Raw genomic sequence first — 21,819 nt, 5'->3', positions numbered from 1 at the left:
CCGTGGCCTGCTGCGCGTACGGCATGCGAATGATTTATGGCTCGCACCGCGTCACTGCGATAACGCAACCACCGATGTAGTCGACATTCCGGGTGTCGGGGCCCGTCCACCCCATGAAAGGCTCAGTGACAATGTCCAAGCACATCACGCACCGCTACAACAGTTTTCGACCCAGACGCCGACTGATCACCGCGCTCGCGGCCGGGGTCCTGGCCGGGGTCCTGGCCGGTGCCGTCGCGGCACCGGCCGTCGGTGCGGCCGACACACCGCCGCTGCCGATGTCGTCCCAGTCGCCGTCGTCTGTGGACACTCCGACGACGTCGGTGCCGACAACGACCACCACATCGCCGTCAACCGCTCCGTCACCCACGGTGCCATCGGCTCCGAATCCGTCGTCACCCAGTTCGTCGACGCCCGTGCAGGCACCGACGTCAGTGACACCGAGTTCACCGACGACTCCACCGGAGTCGGGAAGCGCACATCTGTATGTCGCATCGTTCATTCCCTATGATGGCGGCATCACGCCGGTGGACAACGTGCGTGTCCGGCTCACCAACACCCAGACCGGAGCGGTGACCCTCGCGACCGCGCCTGCCGACCTCACACTCAATGTCGGTACCTACCGATATGAGACTCTCGCGTGGCCGGATGGCTTGAAGCTCATCTCCGGGAGCGGCAACGTCAACGTGGGGTTGCTGGGCAACCACATTCAGATCTCGTTCGCCCGTGTCGACGACGGCGGAGGCAGGACCGGGACTCTGCAACTGGTCAAGGCCGACCGGGTGACCGGCGCGAAGCTCCCCGGCGCGCGCTTCGTCGTGTCGACGTGCGCGGGTCAGGTGCTGGGTTCTGCGACGACCGGCGAGGGCGGTGTGGCGAATCGAGAAGTATCACCGGGCTGCTATCGCGTCAGGGAGACTGATGCGCCGAAGGGCTATGTGGTAGAAGGACGTTCGTACACAGTCGACGTGTCCACCGACAAGGTCTCCACGGTGACGATCTTCAACACTCGTGTCGATCACGTCAGCGATCGAGACCCCGCGGGCCGCACCCCGCTGTCGTCGATTCCCTCGGGGCCGGTGGATCGGCCATGACCACCTCGCGAGTTCGCACTCTTGTCTGCCTGCTGGCACTGGGATTCTCTCTTCTTGTCGGGTGCTCAACCCGCGAGGCGGAGTCGCCTCCGGCCACGTCGTCGGCGCAAGTGGATCTACCCTCGCCCGTCGCCGCTCGCACGGACGACCCTTCTGCTCCGAAACACATTGTGGTCAATGGAGACTCAGCGGTCACCGATCCGGTTGCGACGGACACGACGGGAGCGCTGCTGCCGCCCCAGGATGTCCATCGCCTCGGCTGGTGGGTCGACTCGGCGTTGCCCGGGTCGAGTAAAGGCACGATCGTCGTGACCGGACACGTCGACGACGCCGCCCAGGGACAGGGCTTCGCCGCGCGTTTCGGTTCGCTCGCGCCGGGCAGCGATGTGGCAGTCACGACCGTAGGCGGCGACACGATTCACTACCGGGTGCGCAACGTACAGAGCTCAGACAAGGAGAAGGCGTTTCCGGCCGACGAGCTCAATCGCCTCGATGGGCCCGAAACCCTTGCCCTCGTCACATGCGGAGGGCCATTCGTCGGACCGCCACTGGGCTACGCCGACAACATCATCGCGTGGGCGACGCGGGCATGAGACGCGTGCGCGCCGCGGCGACTCTCGTGGCGGCGGCGTCGGTGACCGTCGCGGGGTTCGTCGGGGCACCGGCGGCCGTCGGTGCCCCGAGCGGCTCTGCCACGTTCACTGTCACCGGTCGCGACGATTACACGGGTCGCACCGCACGCGGCGACGACACCGATCGATCCGTCGGCGGAAAGTTCTCTCGCGACAACGGGTTCGACGACGGATCGGGAATACTCCTGATCAGGGTTCGTGACCGGATCGACGGTCATCCGCTTGCGGGTGCTCGTTTCGTGTTCACGACGTGCCCGGGGCAATCGCGTGGGTCGGCCGTCACCGACGCCACCGGTGTGGTGCTCCGCACGCTGCCCGCGGGCTGCTACCGCGCACGTCAGGTCGCCGCGCCGAGCGGATATCTCGACACGGGGGTCGATGGGACTGTCCACGTCGAGTCGGACGCCACTGACCATTACGAGGTTTTGAGCGTACCGATCGGGCACGTCAGAAATCGGAATGTGGCCACGCGCATGAGGTTGTCGGGCATCGAGGCGGGTTCGTCGACTCGAGCCTGAACCCTGCACCCTCACAGATCAGGCGAGTTCGATGAGTTCTTGGTACTCCTCGCTCCAGTGATCCTCGGTGCCGTCGGGTAACAGGATCACCCGCTGAGGATCCAGCGCGGCAACTGCACCGGGGTCGTGGGTCACGAGGACCACGGCTCCGGTGTAACTACGCAGGGCATCGAGGACCTGCTCGCGGGATACCGGGTCGAGGTTGTTGGTCGGCTCGTCGAGGAGCAGCACGTTGGCGGCCGACGAGACGAGTCCTGCCAGCGACAACCTGGTCTTCTCACCGCCCGACAGTGTTCCCGCGGGCTGATCGAGCTGCGGGCCGGTGAACATGAATGCTCCGAGGAGTCCACGCAGATCCTGCTCGCCTGCGTCGGGCGCGGCGTGCCTGATGTTCTCCCACACGGTCGCCATGTCGTCGAGCGTGTCGTGCTCCTGGGCGAAGTACCCGATCTTGAGTCCGTAACCCGGTTCGAGCGTTCCGGTGTCGGGCGCCTCGACTCCCGCGAGAACCTTCAACAGCGTCGTCTTTCCCGCTCCGTTGAGGCCCAGCACCACCACGCGGCTGCCCTTGTCGATGGCGAGGTCGACCCCCGCGAAGATCTCCAACGAGCCGTAGGACTTGCTCAACCCCGAGGCCATGAGCGGGGTCTTGCCGCACGCCGCCGGCTCCGGGAACTTGATACGCGCGGTCTTGTCGGCCACCCGCTCGGCGTCGAGCGAATCGATCATCCGGTCGGCACGCTTGAGCATCTGCTGTGCCGCAGTCGCTTTCGTGGCCTTCGCGCCGAGTTTGGCGGCCTGTGCGCGAAGCGCCGACGCCTTCTTCTCGGCGTTGGCGCGCTCACGTTTGCGGCGCTGTTCGTCGGTTGCGCGGGCGTCGAGGTAGCGCTTCCACCCCATGTTGTAGATGTCGGCCTCCCCGCGCACCGCGTCGAGGAACCACACCTTGTTGACGACGTCGGCGAGGAGATCGACGTCGTGGCTGATCACGACGAGTCCGCCTTCGTGGTTTTGCAGGAATCCGCGGAGCCAGGTGATCGAGTCGGCGTCGAGGTGGTTGGTCGGTTCGTCGAGAAGCAGCGTCGTATCGGATTTGCCCGAGCCGTCGGAAGCCGCGAAAAGGATGCGCGCGAGTTCGATTCGACGACGCTGTCCGCCGGACAACGTGCGCAGTGGTTGACCCAGAACACGGTCGGGCAGACCGAGGCTGTTGCAGATGCGGGCCGCCTCGGATTCGGCGACGTAGCCGCCGAGGTCGGAGAACCGCTCTTCAAGTCGGCCGTACTTGGCGACGGCCTTGTCGCGGACAGTGTCGTCGGCGGCCTCGGCCATGAGGGCCTGCTGCTTCTCCATCTGGTGCATGATCTCGTCGAGGCCGCGCGCCGACAGCACGCGGTCGCGTGCGACGACATCGAGATCGCCCTCTTTGGGGTCCTGCGGCAGATAACCGAGCGCACCTGTCCGGGTCACGGTCCCCGCATACGGCTCCGTCTCGCCGGCGAGGATGCGCAACGAGGTGGTCTTTCCTGCGCCGTTACGTCCGACGAGTCCGATGCGGTCGCCGGGCTGGATACGCAGGGCGGAGCCGGGCGCCGACAGCAGGGTCCGAGCGCCCGCTCGAACTTCCAGGTCGGTCGCGGTGATCACGACAAACCAGTCTACTGTGCGTCCACCTCTGGTTTTTCCACCCCGCTCGCCCACGCGGCGCCCACGTCGGTCGATACGGTGGCAAGGTGACTGATCGCACAGCTGACACCGCCGCTGCCCCGCTCCCGTCCTCGGATCTCGTCGGCCGATCCGCCCTCGTCACGGGCGCGAGTCGCGGCATCGGGCTGGCCATCGCCACCGAGCTCGCCCGCCGGGGCGCCAGTGTGGTCATCACCGGCCGCAAGCCCGACCCGCTGAGTGAGGCCGCCGGGTCGATTCGTGCCGCGGTTGACGGGGCAAAGGTCGACGGGGCAAAGGTCGACGTCTGCCCCGGAAACACCGGCGACGCCGCGCACCGCGCCGACGCGGTGGCGGCCGCAGTCCGGCTCGGCGGCGGGATCGACATCCTCGTCAACAACACCGGTATCAACCCAACCTACGGTCCGCTTGTCGACGCCGATCTCGACGCGGTGCGCAAGATCTTCGATACCAACGTGGTCGCCGCGCTGGGGTTCGTGCAGGAGGCATTCCGTGCAGGCATGTCCGAGTCGGGCGGTGCAGTCCTCAATATCGCCTCGGTCGCGGGCCTACGGTCGACGGGTGTGATCGCGGCCTACGGGGCGTCGAAGGCGGCACTGATCCGTCTCACCGCCGAGCTGGCGTGGGAGCTCGGCCCAAAGCACATCCGCGTCAACGCCATCGCACCGGCCATCGTGAAGACGAAGTTCGCCGACGCGCTCATCGCCGGTGACAACGAAGCCCGCGCCGTTGCGGGCTATCCCCTGGGGCGTCTCGGCAGCACGGAGGACATCGCGCAGGCCGCGGCATTCCTCGTCGGCGAGAACGCATCCTGGATCACTGGCCAGACCCTGCAGGTCGACGGCGGGCTGCTTGCCACCGGATCGATGTGAGTCCGTCGCGCACTGCGGTCGTTGTCGGTGGCGGCCCCGCGGGACGGGGGCTTGCGCACCGTCTGCGTGAGCGTGGCGTGAGCACCACCCTGGTCGATCCGCATCCCGACCGAACCTGGCGGGCCACGTATGCCGCGTGGACAGACGAGTTGCCGAACTGGCTGAGCGACAACGCATTCGCGTCGCAGATGGACACCGTCGCGGTCAGCGCACGAACCCGTCGCGAGATCGCTCGCGGCTACACGGTGCTCGACAATGCAGCGCTCGCAGCCGAATTGGATCTCGGCGGGGTGGCGCTGGTGACGTCGACCGCGACATCGGTGTCGCCACGGCAGGTGGTCTGCGCCGATGGCTCGGTGCTGCATGCCGAGCAGATCATCGACTGCCGCGGCGCTCTGCCACACGATGCGCCCTATCAGACAGCGTTCGGGATCGTCGTCGACGCCCGGGACGCGGAGCCGATTCTCGACGGTGCGGGCGCGTTGCTCATGGAGTGGACGGGCCCTCGACAACTCGGCGCAGCGGGCTCGCCACTTCCGTCGTTCCTCTATGCCGTACCCCTCGGCGACGGCACAGTGCTGCTCGAGGAGACGTGCCTGGCCGGACATCCCGCGCTACCACTCGCAGAGCTCCACCACCGGCTCCTGGTGAGACTGGGCGACCATTATCCGTCGGTGCTTCGCACCGAGTCGGTGAACTTTCCCCTTGTCGGCGCGTCGACGACTCCGTGGAAGGACCCCGTCTTCCGGTTCGGGGCGGCGGGCGGGCTGAAGAATCCGACGACGGGCTACAGCGTGGCCGCCTCGTTGGCATGCGCAGATCTCGTCGCTGCTGCGATCGCCGAGGGCGCCGATCCCGTCGCGGCACTGTGGCCGACGTCGGCTCGATTGGTCCACGACCTGCGGCTACGCGGACTGTCGGCGCTGCTCGGGCTCTCAGTCGACGAGACCCTCGACTTCTTCGAGGCATTCTTCACCATGCCGATCAGCGCCCAACGCAGCTACCTCAGCGGGCGCGACGACCTCGCCGGAACGTTGGAGGCGATGGGTCGCGTGATCAGCAAGGTCGGTATGCGGACGCGACTGAAGGTCGGTCGGGGCGCGGTGGCCGGGCATGGATGGGTCGACGTCGCAGCCGAGCAGGTCACCGCCGGCCCTGCCTGAGAGCGCGCCACTGATCGATCAGCCGGTCGATATCGACGGTGTGCGCGGTGACGACCGACGGCAGACCCGCCCGCGTGGTCAGATGAGCCTCCCGAACCCGACGGTTGAAGTCGGCGAGTATGTCACGCACCGCGGCTTCGTCGGCGACATCGACCAGGGAGGCGGGGAATCCCTGTGCCTCCTTGCGTAGCTGCAGAGAGGCGGGCAGCAGTGCCGTGGAATCGAGCCCCTCGTCACGGATCTTGCGTTTGACCCACCAATCCGGATCGTCGGCGTCGGAGAGGTCGAGCGGCTTGCCCATGCCCGGCAGGTCGTCGAACTCACCCCGCTCGGTGGCCTCGCGGATCATCTTCTCGACGCGGGTCTCGTATGTGGGCGGCTTCCATCGACGGACACGACGAAACCGTCCCTCTGGCTCGTCCATGTATCCAGGTTGCCACAGGCGTTCCCGGTGTCGCAGTGTTCTCCGAGGCCGCTGACCTCGCCCGCTGTGCAAGACGTCGAGTTCATCGAGGCGCCGCCGGTTACAAACGCGCATCCACCGGCTCAGACTCCAACGCCAGGACGCCGAACACACACTCGTGGATCCGCCACAGCGGTGCAGATTCGACGTGCCGTACGAGTCCTTCGCGACCGAGTTGGTACTCGCGCAGCGCCATGGAGCGCTTATGGCGTAGGTCGCGCGATCGGAGGCGGTCGAGATCGTTGCGGTAGCCGGGCCCGTAGATGATGCGCAGATACTCCTCGCCACGCACCTTGACTCCTGGGAGTACGAGTCGGTTCTTGTTGTCGCGCATCATGTTTTCGAGCGGCTTGACCACCATGCCCTCGGCGCCGTTCGCAGTGATCTCGCTCCACCATCGCGCACCGGCACGACACGACGCAGTGTCTGTCGTCGAGACGAGCCTGCGCTGCGTCGATGCGAACAACGTCGGGTCCGCGTCGACCAACGTGTCAGCGATGTCGAGATGCCACAGGTGCGACTCGTGCTCGAACGTCTGCGAGTCCGACTCGCCGCCGCCCGCTGCGAGCAGTTCGAAGGGCGCTATCCGCACATCGGCAATACCCGCGCCCGGCCTCACGTACCGGAGGTACGCGGCGCTGAAGGCGTCGACGTCCATGCGCTCGGTGCGCACCGCATCCCTACGAGTACCGAGATCCAGACCTCTGTGGGCGGCGGCGTCGAGTTCTGCGGCGTACGCGTCGAGCTCGGCCGTCGCCGCAGCGGCGAGGTTCGCGTAGTGGTCGCGGATCAGCTGCTGGCCCTTGATGTTCCACGGCAGCAACTCGGCGTCCAGGATCACCCACGCACACCCGAGCGCGTCGAACACCCTCGCGGTCGCGCTGCGCGCACGTCGCAACAACGCGGCGGTGGTCTCGTCGTCGAAGAACATCCGGCCGGTTCTGGTGTAGAGCGCGCCGAGACCGTCGATGCCGAAACACCTGCGTGCGGTGTCGTCGTCACGAGTCACGACGACGACGGCCCGCGAACCCATGTGCTTCTGCTCGCAGAGCACCGTGTCGACCCCCGAGTGGGCATAGTGGGCGAACGCCGCCGCCGGATCCTCGAGGAGGTCAGAGGCTACCGCACCGACCGGACTCATCGTCGGCGGCAGATACCGCAGCCAGCGGGGATCGGCCGCGAACCGGGTCAGCACCTCGAGGGCGGTCGCGGCGCGATCACCGCGAATGGTGACCGAAGGGCCGAAGCGGGTGGAGATCACCCGCTTGTCGCCGTCGATGACGTCATCGAGTCGCAGTCGCGAGCGAACCCGCTCGTCTGCCGCAGAGGCGCCATAACCCATCGGCCGCTCCGAGGGCCAGTACGTCTCGGCCGCATCCACACCCACGACGGTGTTCTCGGGGTATCGCAGCGCGGTCAGACGACCGCCGAACACGCATCCGGTGTCGAGGCACAGCGTGTTGTTGACCCACTCGGCTTCGGTCACCGGTGTGTGGCCGTAGACGACCCGCGCCTGTCCGCGGTAGTCGCGCGCCCAATCGACGCGCACCGGGTACCCCCATCGGTCGGTCTCACCGGTCGTCTCGCCGTACATGGCCAGCGTTCGCACCCTGCCCGAGGTTCGTCCGTGATAGCGCTGAGCCAGCCCGGCATGCGCAATCACCAGCCGTCCGTCGTCGAGAACGTAGTGCGATACGAGGCCGTCGATGAAATCGGCGACCGCGGTACGGAACTCGGGTGGCTGCGTTCCGAGCTGTTCGAGTGATTCGGCAAGACCGTGCCGGGCCGCTGGTGTGGTCGTCGACGACCGGGAACCGCGCGGGGCAAGAGCGCGGAGCAGTTTCTCCTCGTGGTTGCCGCGGACGCACAACGCCTGTCCCGCGGCTGTCATCGACATCGCGATCCGCAACACGTCGGGCGTTCGCGGCCCGCGGTCGACGAGGTCGCCGACAAAGATCACGCGGCGTCCGTCCGGGTGATCGTCGACGCCGACGATGTCACCGGACGCCGAGAATCGGACCGTCCAGCCGAGCTCACCGAGCAGAGTGATCAGCTCCGACGCGCATCCGTGGACGTCTCCGATGATATCGAACGGGCCGTGCTCGTCGGTGCGGTCGTTGAAGAGTCGGGTTCTGACGACAGAGGCCGATTCGACGTCGTCACTGCCCACCAGGGTATGAACAAATCGAAACCCCTCCTTGCGCAGGCTCTTTCCGTACTGCCGCAATAGCCTGTGCTGGCGAGCGATCACACCGGAGGGGACGTCGGGACGGACCTCAGCGCGTCGCTGGAGCTCCGCCAACTCGAGGTCGAGCACGATGGCGACGGCGAACACGTCACGTTCCCTTGCGAGGTCGAGCAGTACTCCCCTGTCCTCCGGCCGCACCGATGTCGCGTCGACGACGGTCAGCAGACCCCGGCGAAGTCGGCGATCGGCGACGTCGAGCAGTGCCCCGAAGGCATCAGCGGTCGCCGACTGGTCAGTCGGGTCGTCGGCAACCAACCCTCGGAATACATCCGACGACAGCACTTCGGTCTCCGCGAAGTGCTTCTGCGCAAAGGTCGTCTTGCCCGCGCCCGAGACGCCGACAAGGGCGACCAAGCACAGCTGCGGCAGCTCGATGACGGTCATCGCACACCTCCTTCGGAGTCGATCCGGCGAAATACCGCGCACTGAGTAGGGGTACCGACATCATCGGAGACCTGCCCGATGCCCGAGGTCGTCACCGTGTAGGAATGGTCGGCAGCCACGCCACGGCACCATGATTCGAACTCGTCGCGGGTGAACTCGAACCGGTGGTCGGGATGGCGGAAGCCATCGGTGATCCCATAGACAGGGTTGTATTCGGAGTTGGGCGTGGTGACGATGACAGCGCCGGGCTGCATCGTCTCGAATACGGAGTCGACGGCGACCGGCAACCTGCCACGGTCGATGTGTTCGATCACTTCCATCAGCACAACGACGTCGAATCCACGACAGCGCGCGTCGGTGTACAACAGCGATGACTGCCACAGCTCGATTCCGCGTCGGCGCTCGAGACGTTTTGTCGCAGAACCCAGTTCATCGGTGGAGACGTCCACTCCCGCGAGGCGGGCGAAAACACCGTCGGCTGACAGCGCGCCGAGTAGGCGACCCTCACCGCAACCGACGTCGAGCACCGAGCGCGCACCGAGCGCTCGGACCATCCCGGCCACCGCCTCGATCCGTTCAGCGGCCAGTGGGCGTCGACCGACGGCCATCCGCCGATCAGCTGCCATGTCGTCGCCGAAATCCCCGCCCTGAAGATCCCCGACGCGGAAGTCCCTGTCGTGGAGATCCTTGTCGTGGAGATCCTTATCTGCCGATTCCTCGTCACAGGTTGAGGCCGGGTCGAGTCGGGTGAGAGCATCTCTCGCCAGGGCGCCCAGGTTTTTGAGATATCCACGCACGATGGAATCGCGGCGCGGATGCGTCTCCAGCCACCCTTCTCCGTGGCGGAGCAACTTGTCGATGTCGTCGTCGTCGACGAAGTAGTGCTTGTCACCCGCGAGTGCCGGGAGCGCGATCGCGATGTGCCGCAAGCTGTCCCGCACCGTGAACCTGCCCGAGAGCGTCAGTGTGACGAAGTCGGAGTCGCCCCACTCCGTCGGCGTCAACGGTTCGGCGCGCGCTGTCACCGACCAACCGAGTGGCTCGAACACGTCAGCGGGGGTCAGTGTGCCCCGGACAGGGACCGACGGAATCAGTACAGAGACGTCCCACACGTGGTCGACGAGTTCCGGACGGGCCGTGCACCGCCCCGCGAGTGCGTCTCCGAAGACTTTTCCGAGCGCAACCACAAGTCGCGTCGACGCCGCGTAAGGGATCGTGTTCACATGACGGTCGATGTCGGTGTGCGAGTCCACTCGCGCATCAGTGCCGTCGACACGGAGGACCGCTCGGCACTTGTCGGCATCGGCGACGGGATAGAACACCGTCGCCTCGCCCTGCGTGGTGGCGAAGCTCTGAACCCGGTCAGGATGCTTGTGCAGCAGGTAGCCCAGATCGGTTGCAGGTGAATTCAGCTGGGCGTCGTCGGCTTCGGTGCGGACGACCTCGAGAGCAATGAGCACTCTTGCAGCCTATGCGCGGGGCGCAAGCGAATTCTCAGACGGTGAAACCCAACGCGCGTAGCTGTTCGCGCCCGTCGTCAGTGATCTTGTCGGGCCCCCACGGCGGTAGCCACACCCAATTGATCTCCAGCTCGGTGCACAAACCGCTGCCGATCAGCGCCGCGCGGGACTGGTCCTCGATCACGTCGGTCAGTGGACACGCCGCCGACGTCAGGGTCATGTCGATCTTGGCCACCGCGTCGTCGGTGATCTCGATGCCGTAGACGAGTCCGAGGTCGACGACGTTGATGCCGAGTTCGGGATCGACGACGTCGCGCATCGCTTCCTCGACGTCGTCGAGCTGTGGCAGCGAGGTGTTCGGCTCGGCCACGGCAGATTCTGGTGCCGCACTCTCTGCTGCAGGGGTCTCGGTTGTCGGCTGGTCTGTCATGAGGTCTCCACCTGTTCTGATTCGCGTTCTTCGACCGACTGGGCGAGCGCGTCCTTGAAGGCCATCCAGCCCAGGAGTGCACATTTGACGCGTGCCGGGTATTTGCTCACTCCGGCGAATGCGATGCCGTCGCCGATGACGTCCTCGTCACCCTCGTCAGAGCCACGAGAGGTCATCATGGCGTTGAACGACGCGACCGTCTCCAACGCCTTGTCGACGCTGGCGCCCTCGAGCTGATCGAACAGCACCGACGTCGACGCCTGGGAGATCGAGCAGCCCTGGCCGTCGTACGAGATGTCGGCGACGGTGTTGCCGTCGTCGGACAACGACACGCGCAGGGTCACCTCATCGCCACACGTCGGATTGACGTGGTGGACTTCGGCACCGAACGGCTCGCGCAATCCGCGTCCGTGCGGATGCTTGTAGTGATCGAGGATCACGTCCTGATACATCTGCTCCATACGCATGTCAGATGACTCCGAAGAACTTCTGCGCCTTGACGATTGCCGCTGCGAGCGCATCGACCTCGTCGTGCGTGTTGTACACAGCGAACGATCCGCGCGCCGAGGCTGCAACTCCGAAGCGCCGGTGCAGGGGCCATGCGCAGTGATGTCCGACGCGGATCGCTACGCCCTCGTCGTCGAGAATCTGTCCGAGATCGTGGGCGTGGATTCCATCGACCAGGAAAGACACCGCACCACCACGGTTCTCGGTGTTCGTGGGTCCGATGATCCGCAACCCGTCGATCTCGTCGAGCGCACGCACTGCGTGCTCGGTGAGCGAGTGCTCGTGCGCGGCAACAGCGTCCATGCCGATCGCGGCCAGGTAGTCAACGGCAGCACCGAGACCGACGACCTGCGAGGTCATGGGTACGCCTGCCTCGAACCGCTGCGGCGGGTCGGCGTAGGTGGTTGCCTCCATCGTGACGGTCTCGATCATCGACCCGCCCGTGATGAACGGCGGTAACGCGGCGAGGAGTTCGGCCTTGCCGTACAGCACACCGACCCCCGACGGTCCGAGCATCTTGTGCCCGGAGAACGCCGCGAAGTCGACGTCGAGAGCCCGGAAGTCGACGGGCATGTGCGGGACCGACTGGCAGGCGTCGAGGACCACCAACGCGCCGACTGCACGGGCCCGCCGCACCAGTTCGTCGACATCGGCCACCGCCCCGGTCACGTTCGACTGGTGGGTAAACGCGACAACCTTCACGCTGTCGTCGAGTTCGAGCGAGTCGAGGTCGATCCGGCCCGCGTCTCCGTCGTCACCGTCGGTGACGCCATACCACTTCAGTGTGGCCCCGGTGCGTCGGCACAACTCCTGCCACGGAACGAGGTTCGCGTGGTGCTCGAGCTCGGTGATGACGACGGTGTCGCCTTCACCGAGCCTGCGACCGCCGAACAGCGGAGCGCTCCGGTCGTCGCCGAGCGTGTAGGTGACGAGGTTCAACGACTCGGTGGCGTTCTTGGTGAACACCGTTTCGGGCGCCGTGACTCCCACGAAGGCGGCGATCTTCTCGCGCGCACCCTCGTAGTCGTCGGTGGCCTCCTCGGAGAGTTGGTGCGCGCCGCGATGCACTGCCGCATTGTGGGTGGTCAGGAACTCTCGCTCGGCGTCGAGTACCTGCACAGGACGCTGTGAGGTGGCACCGGAATCGAGATAGACCAACGGCTTTCCGTCGCGCACGGTGCGCGCCAGAATCGGGAAATCGGCTCGGATGGCGTCGACGTCGAGCGTTGACGCCTGGGCGGCCACGGTCTCGGTCGACATGGCTCAGCCCGCCGCTGCGGCTGTCGTGAACCGGACGTAACCGCTGTCTTCGAGTTCGTCGGCGAGTTCGGGGCCACCCGATTCGACGACGCGTCCGTTGACGAACACGTGCACGAAGTCGGGCTTGATGTAGCGGAGGATTCGCGTGTAGTGCGTGATCAGCAGGATGCCGCCGTTCTCCTCGGCCTTGTAGGTGTTGACGCCCTCGCTGACCACACGCAGTGCGTCGACGTCGAGACCGGAGTCGGTCTCGTCGAGGATCGCAAACTTCGGCTTGAGCAGGTCGAGCTGCAGGATCTCGTGGCGCTTCTTCTCGCCACCGGAGAAGCCCTCGTTGACCGAGCGCTCGGCGAACGACGGGTCGATTTCCAGTGCCGTCATCGCCTCTTTGGTCTCCTTGACCCAGTGGCGCAACTTAGGGGCCTCCCCGCGGACCGCGGTCGCGGCCGTGCGCAAGAAGTTCGACATCGAGACGCCAGGCACCTCGACCGGGTACTGCATCGCGAGAAAGAGACCGGCGCGGGCGCGCTCGTCGACACTCATCGACAGGACATCTTCACCGTCGAGTGTGATAGAGCCGCTGGTCACGGTGTACTTGGGATGGCCGGCGATCGCATACGACAGGGTCGACTTGCCGGAACCGTTGGGGCCCATCAGTGCGTGGGTCTCACCCGACTTCACGGTCAGGTCAACGCCTTTGAGGATGTGGATCGGCTCGGCGTCGGAGTCCGACTGCGCGACGTCGACGTGGAGGTCTCGGATTTCGAGTGTGCTCATGGTGTTTTTCTTTCTGGGCTGGTGATCTCGATCAGCGCGGTGGGCGGCTCGATCACGCGGATGTAATCGGGTAGGCCGTCAGGCGCCGGAGATCTCGAGTTCGTGTTCGATGGCGGCAGCGAGCCGGTCGCGCAGTTCTGGCACGGTGATCTTCGCGATCACCTCGCCGAAGAAGCCGCGGACAACCAGTCGGCGGGCCTGATCCTCCGGGATCCCGCGCGCCTGCAGATAGAACAACTGCTCGTCGTCGAATCGGCCCGTGGCGCTGGCGTGTCCGGCGCCGATGATCTCGCCGGTTTCGATCTCGAGGTTGGGCACCGAGTCGGCGCGCGCGTTGTCGGTGAGTACCAGGTTGCGGTTGAGCTCGAAGGTGTCGGTCCCCTCCGCTTCCGGTCGGATGAGCACATCGCCGATCCAGACGGTGTGCGCCTCGCGACTGCGGTCACCGGACGGATCCCCTTGCAGCGCACCCTTGTACACCACGTTCGAGCGACAGTTCGGCTGGTTGTGGTCGACGAGCAGGCGCTGTTCGAGATGCTGCCCGGCGTCGGCGAAGTAGAGCCCCCAGAGTTCGACGTCACCGCCCGGCGCGTCATAGCGCACCAGTGGGGAGAGTCGGACGAGGTCGCCGCCGAGACTGATGGCGAAGTGCCGCACCACGGCGTCGCGTCCGACCTTGATGTGATGTGCGGCCACGTGCACGGCGTCGTCGGCCCAGTCGTGCACGTTGACGACAGTCAGTGCCGCCTGGTCGTCGACGATGAACTCGACGTTCTCGGCGTACGTCCCGCTGCCTTTCTGGTCGAGCACGATCACCGCACGGGCGAACGGCTCGAGGTGGATCTGCACGTGCCCGAAGGCAGTCGTGCCGACACCGGGACCCTCGAGCGTGATGATCACGGGTTCGCCCAACTCGACCTCACGGCCGACGGTGATCACCGTGGCCTCGGTGAAGGACGAGTAGGCCTGCGCGGCAATACGATCGAACGGGACGCCGCCGGCGCCGAGCCTCGGATCGTCGCGGCCGACGCTGTCAACGGTCACTCCGTCGCCCAGCCCGGCCACGGTGACGACAGCCCGGCCGTCGGCCTTCGCGCTCCCGTCGTGCAGGCCGCGTAGACGTCGGAACGGGGTGAAACGCCACGCCTCTTCACGCGAACTCGGGACCTCGAACGCATCGACGTCGAACGAGGTGAACAGTTCGCCCTTATTGGCCGGGGCGGCTTCGCCGCGGTTGACGGGCGCGCCGGTGGTACCCGGCGCGGTGACCGGGATCGTGGGGTCAGCCATCAGCCGACGGCTCCTTCCATCTGCAGTTCGATGAGGCGGTTGAGCTCGAGCGCGTACTCCATCGGCAGTTCCTTGGCGATGGGCTCGACGAAACCGCGAACGACCATGGCCATCGCCTCGTCCTCGGTCAGTCCGCGACTCATCAGATAGAAGAGCTGATCGTCGCTGACCTTCGACACGGTGGCCTCGTGACCCATCGTCACGTCGTCTTCGCGGATGTCGACGTAGGGGTAGGTGTCGCTTCGGCTGATCGTGTCGACGAGCAGGGCGTCGCATTTCACCGTCGAACGACTGCCGTGCGCACCGTTGTTGACCTTGATCAGTCCGCGGTAGGACGCGCGACCACCGCCACGGGCGACCGACTTCGACACGATGTTGCTCGACGTGTGCGGTGCGAGGTGAACCATCTTGGACCCGGTGTCCTGATGCTGGCCCTCACCGGCGAACGCGACCGAGAGCACCTCGCCTTTGGCGTGCTCACCGGTCAACCACACGGCCGGGTACTTCATCGTGACCTTGGAGCCGATGTTGCCGTCGATCCACTCCATCGTCGCGCCTGCCTCCGCCTTGGCACGCTTGGTGACCAGGTTGTAGACGTTGTTCGACCAGTTCTGGATGGTCGTGTATCGGCAGCGGCCGCCCTTCTTCACGATGATCTCGACGACGGCCGAGTGCAGCGAGTCGGTCTTGTAGATCGGCGCGGTGCAGCCCTCGACGTAGTGCACGTAAGCGCCCTCGTCGACGATGATCAATGTGCGCTCGAACTGACCCATGTTCTCGGTGTTGATCCGGAAATAGGCCTGCAGCGGGATGTCGACGTGGACGCCCGGCGGCACGTAGATGAACGAGCCGCCCGACCACACCGCGGTGTTCAGTGCGGAGAACTTGTTGTCGCCCGCCGGGATGACCGAACCGAAGTACTCGCGGAACAGTTCGGGGTGCTCTTTGAGTCCGGTGTCGGTGTCGAGGAAGATCACACCCTGTGCCTCGAGGTCCTCGCGGATCTGGTGGTAGACCACCTCGGACTCGTACTGCGCGGCAACGCCTGCGACGAGACGCTGCTTCTCGGCCTCGGGGATGCCCAGCTTGTCGTAGGTGTTCTTGATGTCCTCGGGCAGATCGTCCCAGGAAGCGGCCTGCTTCTCGGTCGAGCGCACGAAGTACTTGATGTTGTCGAAGTCGATGCCGTCGAGGTCGGCGCCCCAATGCGGCATGGGCTTGCGGTCGAAGATGCGCAGCGCCTTGAGGCGGTTCTCGAGCATCCACTCGGGTTCGCTCTTCTTCGCCGAGATGTCGGCGACCACGGCGTCGGAGAGCCCGCGCTGTGCGCTCGCGCCTGCGACGTCGGAATCGGCCCACCCGTATCCGTAGGTGCCGAGTGAGGCGATGGTCTCCTCTTGTGTCAGAGGAGCCTGTCCATCTGTAACTGTCATCGCGAGGCCTTTCGACTCGTCTGCGTGGGGTCGGCGACTGGGGTACCGCTGGGCTGGATGTCGCCGATCATCAGGGGGACATGCGTTGTGCACGCGCAATCGCCGTTGGCGATCGTCGCGAGACGCTGTACGTGCGTGCCGAGGAGTTCGGTGAACGCCGCAGTTTCTGCTTCACAGAGCTCGGGGAACTCCGCCGCGACGTGTGCCACGGGGCAGTGGTGCTGGCAGATCTGAACGCCGGAACCGACCAACCGGGTGTTGGCTGCGTATCCCGCGCTGGTGAGGGCGTCGGCGATCTCACCGACGGTGTCGACGACCGATCCGGACTCCGCCACCGGGCGTACCCCGTCGACGATTCCCTCGATCCGGTCGCGCGCGAACTCACCGATCGCTTCCTCGCCTGCAATGTCGCGCAGTTTGCGCATCGCCGCACCGGCGAGGTCGTCGTATGCGTGTTGCAGTTTGCCGCGGCCGGTTGCGGTCAGCTGGAACCACTTCGCAGGCCTGCCCCGACCACGCTCCCCGCCCCGACCGAAACCCGGCGAGGCGAGCTCGACATCACCCGCATCGACGAGCGCATCGAGGTGACGACGCACTCCCGCAGGGCTGATCCCCAACCGCTCGGCGATCTCACCCGCGGTGAGCGGCCCGTCCTCGACGAGTAGCGACACCACGGCAGCACGGGTCTGCCCGTCGGCGTGCATGGCCCCCGCGTCAGCCACTACTCCTGGCGCCACCACACCGGGACGGGCGCTGTCGGGAGGCAGCACAGCATCTCTCCGCATGGTTTTCACAACGCCAGTGTGACGTAATTACTTCCCCGCTTCCAGCAAGGGTGACCTAATCGCCGGCCGCAGCACCGCTGCGGAGCGGCGTCGAAGTGGGCTTCGCGGGCACCCATTACAGTCGTCGTGTGCCAGAAACCAGTGTCCTGCGTCGCGCCGCGACGTACCTCGGGCTGAAGTCTCAGCGACCGGAGGACGAGGACACGGATACGGACACAACCGGCGACTACGGCCGATCGGTCGCGACGCTGCACGAGACCGAGCAGGAAGTCGGCCCGCTCAATGCCGAGGAAAACCGGAGACTCTTTCGGATCAAGATCTTCGGCGCTACCGGATCGGTGCTCCTGCTGATCGGCTCACTGGGAACTGGCCAGATCCCCGTATTGCAGAATCCCGTCGCGGGCATGCGGCTGTTATCGCTGCCGTCACGCATGTGGAGCACGGCACTGACGATGTCGATCGGTGGAACCCTGATGCTCGTCGTCGCGTGGCTGATGATCGGGCGTTTCGCCGTCGGCAGGTTCAGCGTCGAGGTACTCGAGGGCCGGAGTCCGCAGCGGCGCATGACGCGACGACAAGCCGACAGCACGTTGTTGCTCTGGATCGCGCCGATCCTCGTCGCGCCTCCGCTGCTCAGCAAGGACATCTACTCCTATCTGGCCCAGAGTGCGATTGCCAAACGCGGGATGGATCCGTACGTCGTGAGCCCGGTTCGCGGGCTCGGCGTCGACGATGTACTGACGCGCTCGGTCCCCAACCTGTGGCGCGATACCCCCGCGCCCTACGGGCCGTTCTTCATCTGGATCGGCGAGGGCATCACCAAGATCACCGGCGACAACATCACGGCGGCGATCTTCCTGCACCGGCTCGTTGCGCTACTCGGCGTGGTCCTGATCGTGTGGGCGCTCCCCCGACTGGCCCGTCGGTGCGGTGTGTCGGGTGTTGCGGCGTTGTGGCTCGGCGCGATGAATCCGCTCGTGATCCTGCATCTCGTCGGAGGTATTCACAACGAGGCCCTGATGCTCGGCCTGATGCTCGTCGGACTCGAACTCTGTTTCGCGGGTATCTACAGTGCCGACCGCCTCCGTGGGTCCGGTTTCTGGCCGAGCCGGGCGGGGTGGCTGCTCATCGCAGGCACTGCGGTGATCGCTGCGTCGTCCATGGTGAAGGTCACATCGATGCTCGCCCTCGGATTCGTCGGCGTTGCCCTCGCCCGACGATGGGGCGCCACCTTGCCTGCGCTGCGTCATGCCCCGGTCAGCACGTGGTGGACCCGGTCGCGCCAGTCCGTGCGCGCACTCGCTGCGTCTGCCGGAGTCCTCTTCGTGATTCTCGCCATAGTCGTCGGGGGGATCTGCCTCGGCACAGGACTCGGTTTCGGTTGGACGACGACACTGTCGACAGGCGAGATCGTCCGAAGCTGGATGTCGATGCCCACGCTCATGTCGGTGAGCACCGGCAGGGTCGGCGTATGGCTGGGCCTCGGCGACCAGACCCAGGCCATCCTCGACGTCGCGCGCCCGATCGGACAGCTCATCGCCGCGATCTTCGTCGTCAGATGGATGCTGGCGACGCTGGCCGGACGGCTGCATCCCCTCGGCGGACTCGGCATCGCGATGGCCACCGTGGTGCTGTTCTTCCCGTTCGTGCAGGCCTGGTATCTGTTGTGGGCCGTCATCCCGCTCGCGGCGTGGGCAACCGGTCCGTGGTTCCGCGTATTGAGCATCGCGGCGTCGGCGATCATCGCGATCGTGGTCATGCCGACGAGCTCCAACACCAGCGGTGTGGTCCTCGCGCAAGGCTTACTCGCCGGTGTGATCATGGTCGCGGTCCTCACGGCGCTGTTCTTCGAGGATCTGCCGTTCACCCGGCACAGACGCAGCCGCTCGGCACCTGGCACCGACTCGTGACAGCTATGTCGGCGTCGGAGTCGTTTTCTCTCCGGGCCCCTTCACCGCATAGTCTTGGCGTGTGCGCGGCACGGCTTCACCCTCATCATCTCCGGCAGACGATCAGATGACCGATCGTCGCACTCGCCGCTCGGTCCCCACGGACGCGGCGACGAAGGCCGACGCAGCACTGAGCATCCGTCGATTGGTCAAGCGGTTCGGTGACCGGCCCGCTGTTGACGGTCTCGATCTCGATCTCGACACCGGGACTGTTCTCGCGCTCCTCGGACCCAACGGGGCGGGCAAGACCACAACAGTGGAGATATGCGAAGGGTTCCAGCACGCAGACGAGGGCACCGTCTCCGTACTGGGTCTCGATCCGTGGCGCGACAATGACAGACTCCGCACGCGCATCGGCGTGATGCTGCAGGGTGGCGGCGCATACCCGGGTGCCCGCGCCGAGGAGATGCTTCGCCTGTGCGCGGCGTATTCGGCCGACCCCATCGACCCTGATTGGCTTCTGAACGCACTCGGCCTCGAGTCGGCCGCACGAACGCCTTTCCGACGCCTCTCCGGCGGACAGCAGCAACGGCTGTCGCTCGCATGCGCGATCGTCGGTCGGCCGGAGCTGGTCTTTCTCGACGAACCGACGGCGGGACTCGACGCCCAGGCGCGCCTGGTCGTCTGGGAGATCATCGATCGTCTGCGCGGCGACGGTGTCTCGGTCTTGCTCACCACCCACCTCATGGACGAAGCCGAAGAACTCGCCGACCATGTGGTCATCATCGACCACGGCAAGGTCGTCGCGAACGGCACACCTGCCGAGTTGACCAGTCGTGGGGCGGAGAACGAACTGCGTTTCACAGCGCCCCGAGGTCTTGACCTCACGATGCTCGAACTCGCGTTGCCTGAGGACTACTGCTGTAGCGAGCCAGTACCCGGTAATTACCTGGTCAGCGGCGATGTGACGCCACAGGTGCTGGCGACAGTGACCGCCTGGTGCGCCAAGATCAACGTCCTTGCAACAGACCTCCGCGTCGAGACACGCAGCCTCGAAGACGTCTTCCTCGATCTGACCGGGCGGGAGTTGCGCCGATGACCACCGCACGCACACCGTCGACGTCGCAGTTCCCACCCGGGACTTTCGCACCGCGGCCGCAACCCGCATCCCTGCCCGCCATGCTCGCCGCCCAGACGCGGCTCGAGCTGACCCTGCTGCTCCGCAATGGCGAACAGCTGCTGCTGACCATGTTCATCCCGATAACGTTGCTGGTCGGGCTGTGTCTACTACCACTCGACACCGACCTCGGCACGACCAACGCCGAGCGTGCCGCCACCTTCGTGCCGGCGATCCTGACGGTGGCTGTCATGTCGACGGCGTTCACCGGACAGGCCATCGCGGTCGGTTTTGATCGCCGCTACGGCGCGTTGAAAAGACTTGGGGCGACGCCGATTCCGCGATGGGGGATCATCGCGGGCAAGGCAATGGCCGTGGTGATCGTCGTGATCGCACAGGCGATCCTGCTCGGAGCGATCGGCGTCGCGTTTGGATGGCGACCCGAGCCCGTGGGATTGCTGATCGGCGCCCTGACCATCGCACTCGGGACGGCTGCGTTCTGTGCGCTCGGATTACTCCTCGGCGGCACGCTCAAAGCCGAGGTTGTCCTCGCACTCGCGAATCTACTGTGGTTCGCAATGGTCGGCATCGGCAGCCTCGTGGTGATGTCGTCCCGTGTCCCTGATGCAGTGTGGTGGGTGGCACGTATCGTGCCGTCCGGAGCGCTGACCGAAGCATTAGAGCAAGCCGCCGATGGACGCGTTGACGTCTTCGGTGTGGTGGTTTTGCTGGCCTGGGCCGTTCTCGGCTCGGCGCTGGCAGTGAGGTGGTTCCGATTCCAATGACGACATCAGACACACGCACCGAACGTGCAGCCGCGGCGCCCGACACCGCGACTCGCGACCCCGGGTCGAAGCCAACGCCACGGAACCGATTCGCTCGCGTCCCCGGCTTCGGCACCCCCACCGCGCGATTCATCCACGGTTGGTCGATCGCGCAGCTGGTGGTCAATGTCGGCATCGTCGTGACCGGCGGCGCGGTCCGCCTGACCGGCTCGGGTCTGGGCTGTCCGACGTGGCCGCAGTGCACCGACGAATCGTTCGTGCCCCACCAGGCGCTGGGGATGCATGGTGCCATCGAGTTCGGCAACCGCATGCTGACCTGGGTCCTGGTCATCGTCGCCATCGCGACGTGGCTTGCCGTATTCCGCGGGCGCGACTCGACGCGCGGTGATCGATGGTTGGCCACACTCATCGCCCTCGGCATCCCGTTCCAGGCGGTCATCGGCGGCATCTCGGTGCTCACCGATCTGAACCCGTGGGTCGTCTCACTGCACTTCGTGTTGTCGATGGCACTGGTGTCGGCGGCGACGGTACTGGTGTTCCGGACCTCCCCGCGCACGCGCGAGAAGACGACCAACCTGGTGGCCGCCCGACTCGGCGGCGCGCTCTCGTGGCTGATATACGCATTCACCTGGGCGACCATCTACATCGGCACCGTGGTCACCGGCTCGGGCCCGCACGCCGGTGACGCCGACGCTCCCCGAAACGGACTCGACCCCGGCGCCATGACTCAGCTGCACGCCGATTTCGTCTTCATTCTGGTGGGTCTGGCGCTGGCGGTCGCGGTCACCACACGCGTGCTACGTATGCCGCAGAGCCCTGCCGCGCTCGTCTACGTAGCGCTGCTGGCACTGCAGGGCGTGATCGGCGGTGTCCAATACGCGACCGACCTCCCGATGGCACTGGTCATCGCGCACATGCTGGGAAGCGCACTTCTCATGATCGGCGCCACCTGGCTGGTGTTGTGGTTCGGGCGAGATCAGCGCGAGGTGGTTGGCTCGTCCATCGGGTGACCGGTCACCCCCGGTG

Annotated in this window: 21 protein-coding genes; 9 read left to right on the top strand and 12 right to left on the bottom strand. The window is 65.9% G+C overall.

The genetic code is table 11. The features are described 5' to 3' along the window. Positions 1–154: 154 nt before the first annotated feature. Complete coding sequence (locus GOACH_RS23970) at positions 155–502, bottom strand: hypothetical protein (protein WP_005173411.1); 348 nt, start codon at positions 500–502, stop codon at positions 155–157. Positions 503–527: 25 nt separating this feature from the next. Between GOACH_RS23970 and GOACH_RS08475 the strand changes: the two genes are divergently transcribed. The 3 genes from GOACH_RS08475 to GOACH_RS08465 are packed head-to-tail and all read left to right on the top strand — an operon-like array spanning position 528 to position 2,244. Continuing rightward, the gene (locus GOACH_RS08475) at positions 528–1,094 is read left to right on the top strand and encodes a prealbumin-like fold domain-containing protein (protein ID WP_005173408.1); all 567 of its coding nucleotides are present in this window, start codon (positions 528–530) and stop codon (positions 1,092–1,094) included. Further along, positions 1,091–1,687 (top strand): class F sortase, encoded by a 597-nt coding sequence (locus GOACH_RS08470; RefSeq protein ID WP_005173406.1) that lies wholly within the window; start codon positions 1,091–1,093, stop codon positions 1,685–1,687. The genes GOACH_RS08475 and GOACH_RS08470 overlap by 4 nt, the downstream gene beginning before the upstream one ends. Further along, entirely contained in the window at positions 1,684–2,244 is a 561-nt protein-coding gene (locus tag GOACH_RS08465; RefSeq protein ID WP_157227593.1) for an MSCRAMM family protein, read from the top strand. The genes GOACH_RS08470 and GOACH_RS08465 overlap by 4 nt, the downstream gene beginning before the upstream one ends. Positions 2,245–2,262: 18 nt before the next feature. Here the strand turns inward: GOACH_RS08465 and GOACH_RS08460 are convergent, their stop codons facing one another. Then, positions 2,263–3,891, bottom strand: a complete 1,629-nt coding sequence (locus GOACH_RS08460) for an ABC-F family ATP-binding cassette domain-containing protein (RefSeq protein ID WP_005173400.1) — start codon at positions 3,889–3,891, stop codon at positions 2,263–2,265. Between the two features lie 86 nt (positions 3,892–3,977). On the opposite strand from GOACH_RS08460, the gene GOACH_RS08455 reads away from it, so the two are divergent. Next, positions 3,978–4,802, top strand: coding sequence for an SDR family oxidoreductase (locus tag GOACH_RS08455; RefSeq protein WP_005173398.1), 825 nt, complete (start codon positions 3,978–3,980; stop codon positions 4,800–4,802). Continuing rightward, a complete protein-coding gene (locus GOACH_RS08450) occupies positions 4,799–5,965 on the top strand; it encodes a lycopene cyclase family protein (RefSeq protein WP_005173395.1) in 1,167 nt (388 codons plus the stop codon). Before GOACH_RS08455 ends, GOACH_RS08450 begins: the two co-directional genes overlap by 4 nt. Here the strand turns inward: GOACH_RS08450 and GOACH_RS08445 are convergent. The 10 genes from GOACH_RS08445 to GOACH_RS08400 all read right to left on the bottom strand — a co-directional run bounded on the left by GOACH_RS08445 (position 5,946) and on the right by GOACH_RS08400 (position 17,002). Continuing rightward, complete coding sequence (locus GOACH_RS08445) at positions 5,946–6,389, bottom strand: DnaJ family domain-containing protein (protein WP_040518050.1); 444 nt, start codon at positions 6,387–6,389, stop codon at positions 5,946–5,948. The two genes, GOACH_RS08450 and GOACH_RS08445, sit on opposite strands and share 20 nt — an antisense overlap. Positions 6,390–6,489: 100 nt before the next feature. Continuing rightward, complete coding sequence (locus GOACH_RS08440; protein WP_005173389.1) at positions 6,490–9,060, bottom strand: polynucleotide kinase-phosphatase; 2,571 nt, start codon at positions 9,058–9,060, stop codon at positions 6,490–6,492. Further along, positions 9,057–10,520, bottom strand: coding sequence for a 3' terminal RNA ribose 2'-O-methyltransferase Hen1 (locus tag GOACH_RS08435; RefSeq protein WP_005173387.1), 1,464 nt, complete (start codon positions 10,518–10,520; stop codon positions 9,057–9,059). Before GOACH_RS08435 ends, GOACH_RS08440 begins: the two co-directional genes overlap by 4 nt. A 34-nt stretch (positions 10,521–10,554) precedes the next feature. Then, entirely contained in the window at positions 10,555–10,950 is a 396-nt protein-coding gene (locus GOACH_RS08430; RefSeq protein ID WP_005173385.1) for a metal-sulfur cluster assembly factor, read from the bottom strand. Continuing rightward, the gene (gene sufU, locus GOACH_RS08425) at positions 10,947–11,417 is read right to left on the bottom strand and encodes a Fe-S cluster assembly sulfur transfer protein SufU (RefSeq protein WP_005173383.1); all 471 of its coding nucleotides are present in this window, start codon (positions 11,415–11,417) and stop codon (positions 10,947–10,949) included. Before sufU ends, GOACH_RS08430 begins: the two co-directional genes overlap by 4 nt. A 1-nt stretch (position 11,418) precedes the next feature. Beyond that, positions 11,419–12,717, bottom strand: a complete 1,299-nt coding sequence (locus GOACH_RS08420) for a cysteine desulfurase (protein WP_005173381.1) — start codon at positions 12,715–12,717, stop codon at positions 11,419–11,421. Positions 12,718–12,720: 3 nt separating this feature from the next. After that, positions 12,721–13,494 (bottom strand): Fe-S cluster assembly ATPase SufC, encoded by a 774-nt coding sequence (gene sufC, locus GOACH_RS08415; RefSeq protein WP_005173377.1) that lies wholly within the window; start codon positions 13,492–13,494, stop codon positions 12,721–12,723. 78 nt (positions 13,495–13,572) lie between these two features. After that, positions 13,573–14,784, bottom strand: a complete 1,212-nt coding sequence (sufD, locus tag GOACH_RS08410; protein ID WP_005173374.1) for a Fe-S cluster assembly protein SufD — start codon at positions 14,782–14,784, stop codon at positions 13,573–13,575. Next, entirely contained in the window at positions 14,784–16,217 is a 1,434-nt protein-coding gene (gene sufB / locus GOACH_RS08405) for a Fe-S cluster assembly protein SufB (RefSeq protein WP_005173366.1), read from the bottom strand. Before sufB ends, sufD begins: the two co-directional genes overlap by 1 nt. Then, positions 16,214–17,002 (bottom strand): helix-turn-helix transcriptional regulator, encoded by a 789-nt coding sequence (locus GOACH_RS08400; RefSeq protein WP_083859038.1) that lies wholly within the window; start codon positions 17,000–17,002, stop codon positions 16,214–16,216. The genes sufB and GOACH_RS08400 overlap by 4 nt, the downstream gene beginning before the upstream one ends. A gap of 128 nt (positions 17,003–17,130) precedes the next feature. On the opposite strand from GOACH_RS08400, the gene mptB reads away from it, so the two are divergent. The 4 genes from mptB to GOACH_RS08380 all read left to right on the top strand — a co-directional run bounded on the left by mptB (position 17,131) and on the right by GOACH_RS08380 (position 21,803). After that, a complete protein-coding gene (gene mptB, locus GOACH_RS08395; RefSeq protein WP_052003956.1) occupies positions 17,131–18,912 on the top strand; it encodes a polyprenol phosphomannose-dependent alpha 1,6 mannosyltransferase MptB in 1,782 nt (593 codons plus the stop codon). A 106-nt stretch (positions 18,913–19,018) separates the two neighbouring features. Beyond that, positions 19,019–19,990 (top strand): ABC transporter ATP-binding protein, encoded by a 972-nt coding sequence (locus GOACH_RS08390; protein WP_005173359.1) that lies wholly within the window; start codon positions 19,019–19,021, stop codon positions 19,988–19,990. Further along, the gene (locus tag GOACH_RS08385) at positions 19,987–20,793 is read left to right on the top strand and encodes an ABC transporter permease (protein WP_005173356.1); all 807 of its coding nucleotides are present in this window, start codon (positions 19,987–19,989) and stop codon (positions 20,791–20,793) included. Before GOACH_RS08390 ends, GOACH_RS08385 begins: the two co-directional genes overlap by 4 nt. Continuing rightward, positions 20,790–21,803, top strand: a complete 1,014-nt coding sequence (locus GOACH_RS08380; protein ID WP_005173353.1) for a COX15/CtaA family protein — start codon at positions 20,790–20,792, stop codon at positions 21,801–21,803. Before GOACH_RS08385 ends, GOACH_RS08380 begins: the two co-directional genes overlap by 4 nt. The last annotated feature ends 16 nt before the right edge of the window (positions 21,804–21,819 follow it).

Source organism: Gordonia aichiensis NBRC 108223, from assembly GCF_000332975.1.
Classification (GTDB): domain Bacteria; phylum Actinomycetota; class Actinomycetes; order Mycobacteriales; family Mycobacteriaceae; genus Gordonia; species Gordonia aichiensis.
This window is presented reverse-complemented; position numbering and strand designations above follow the sequence as displayed.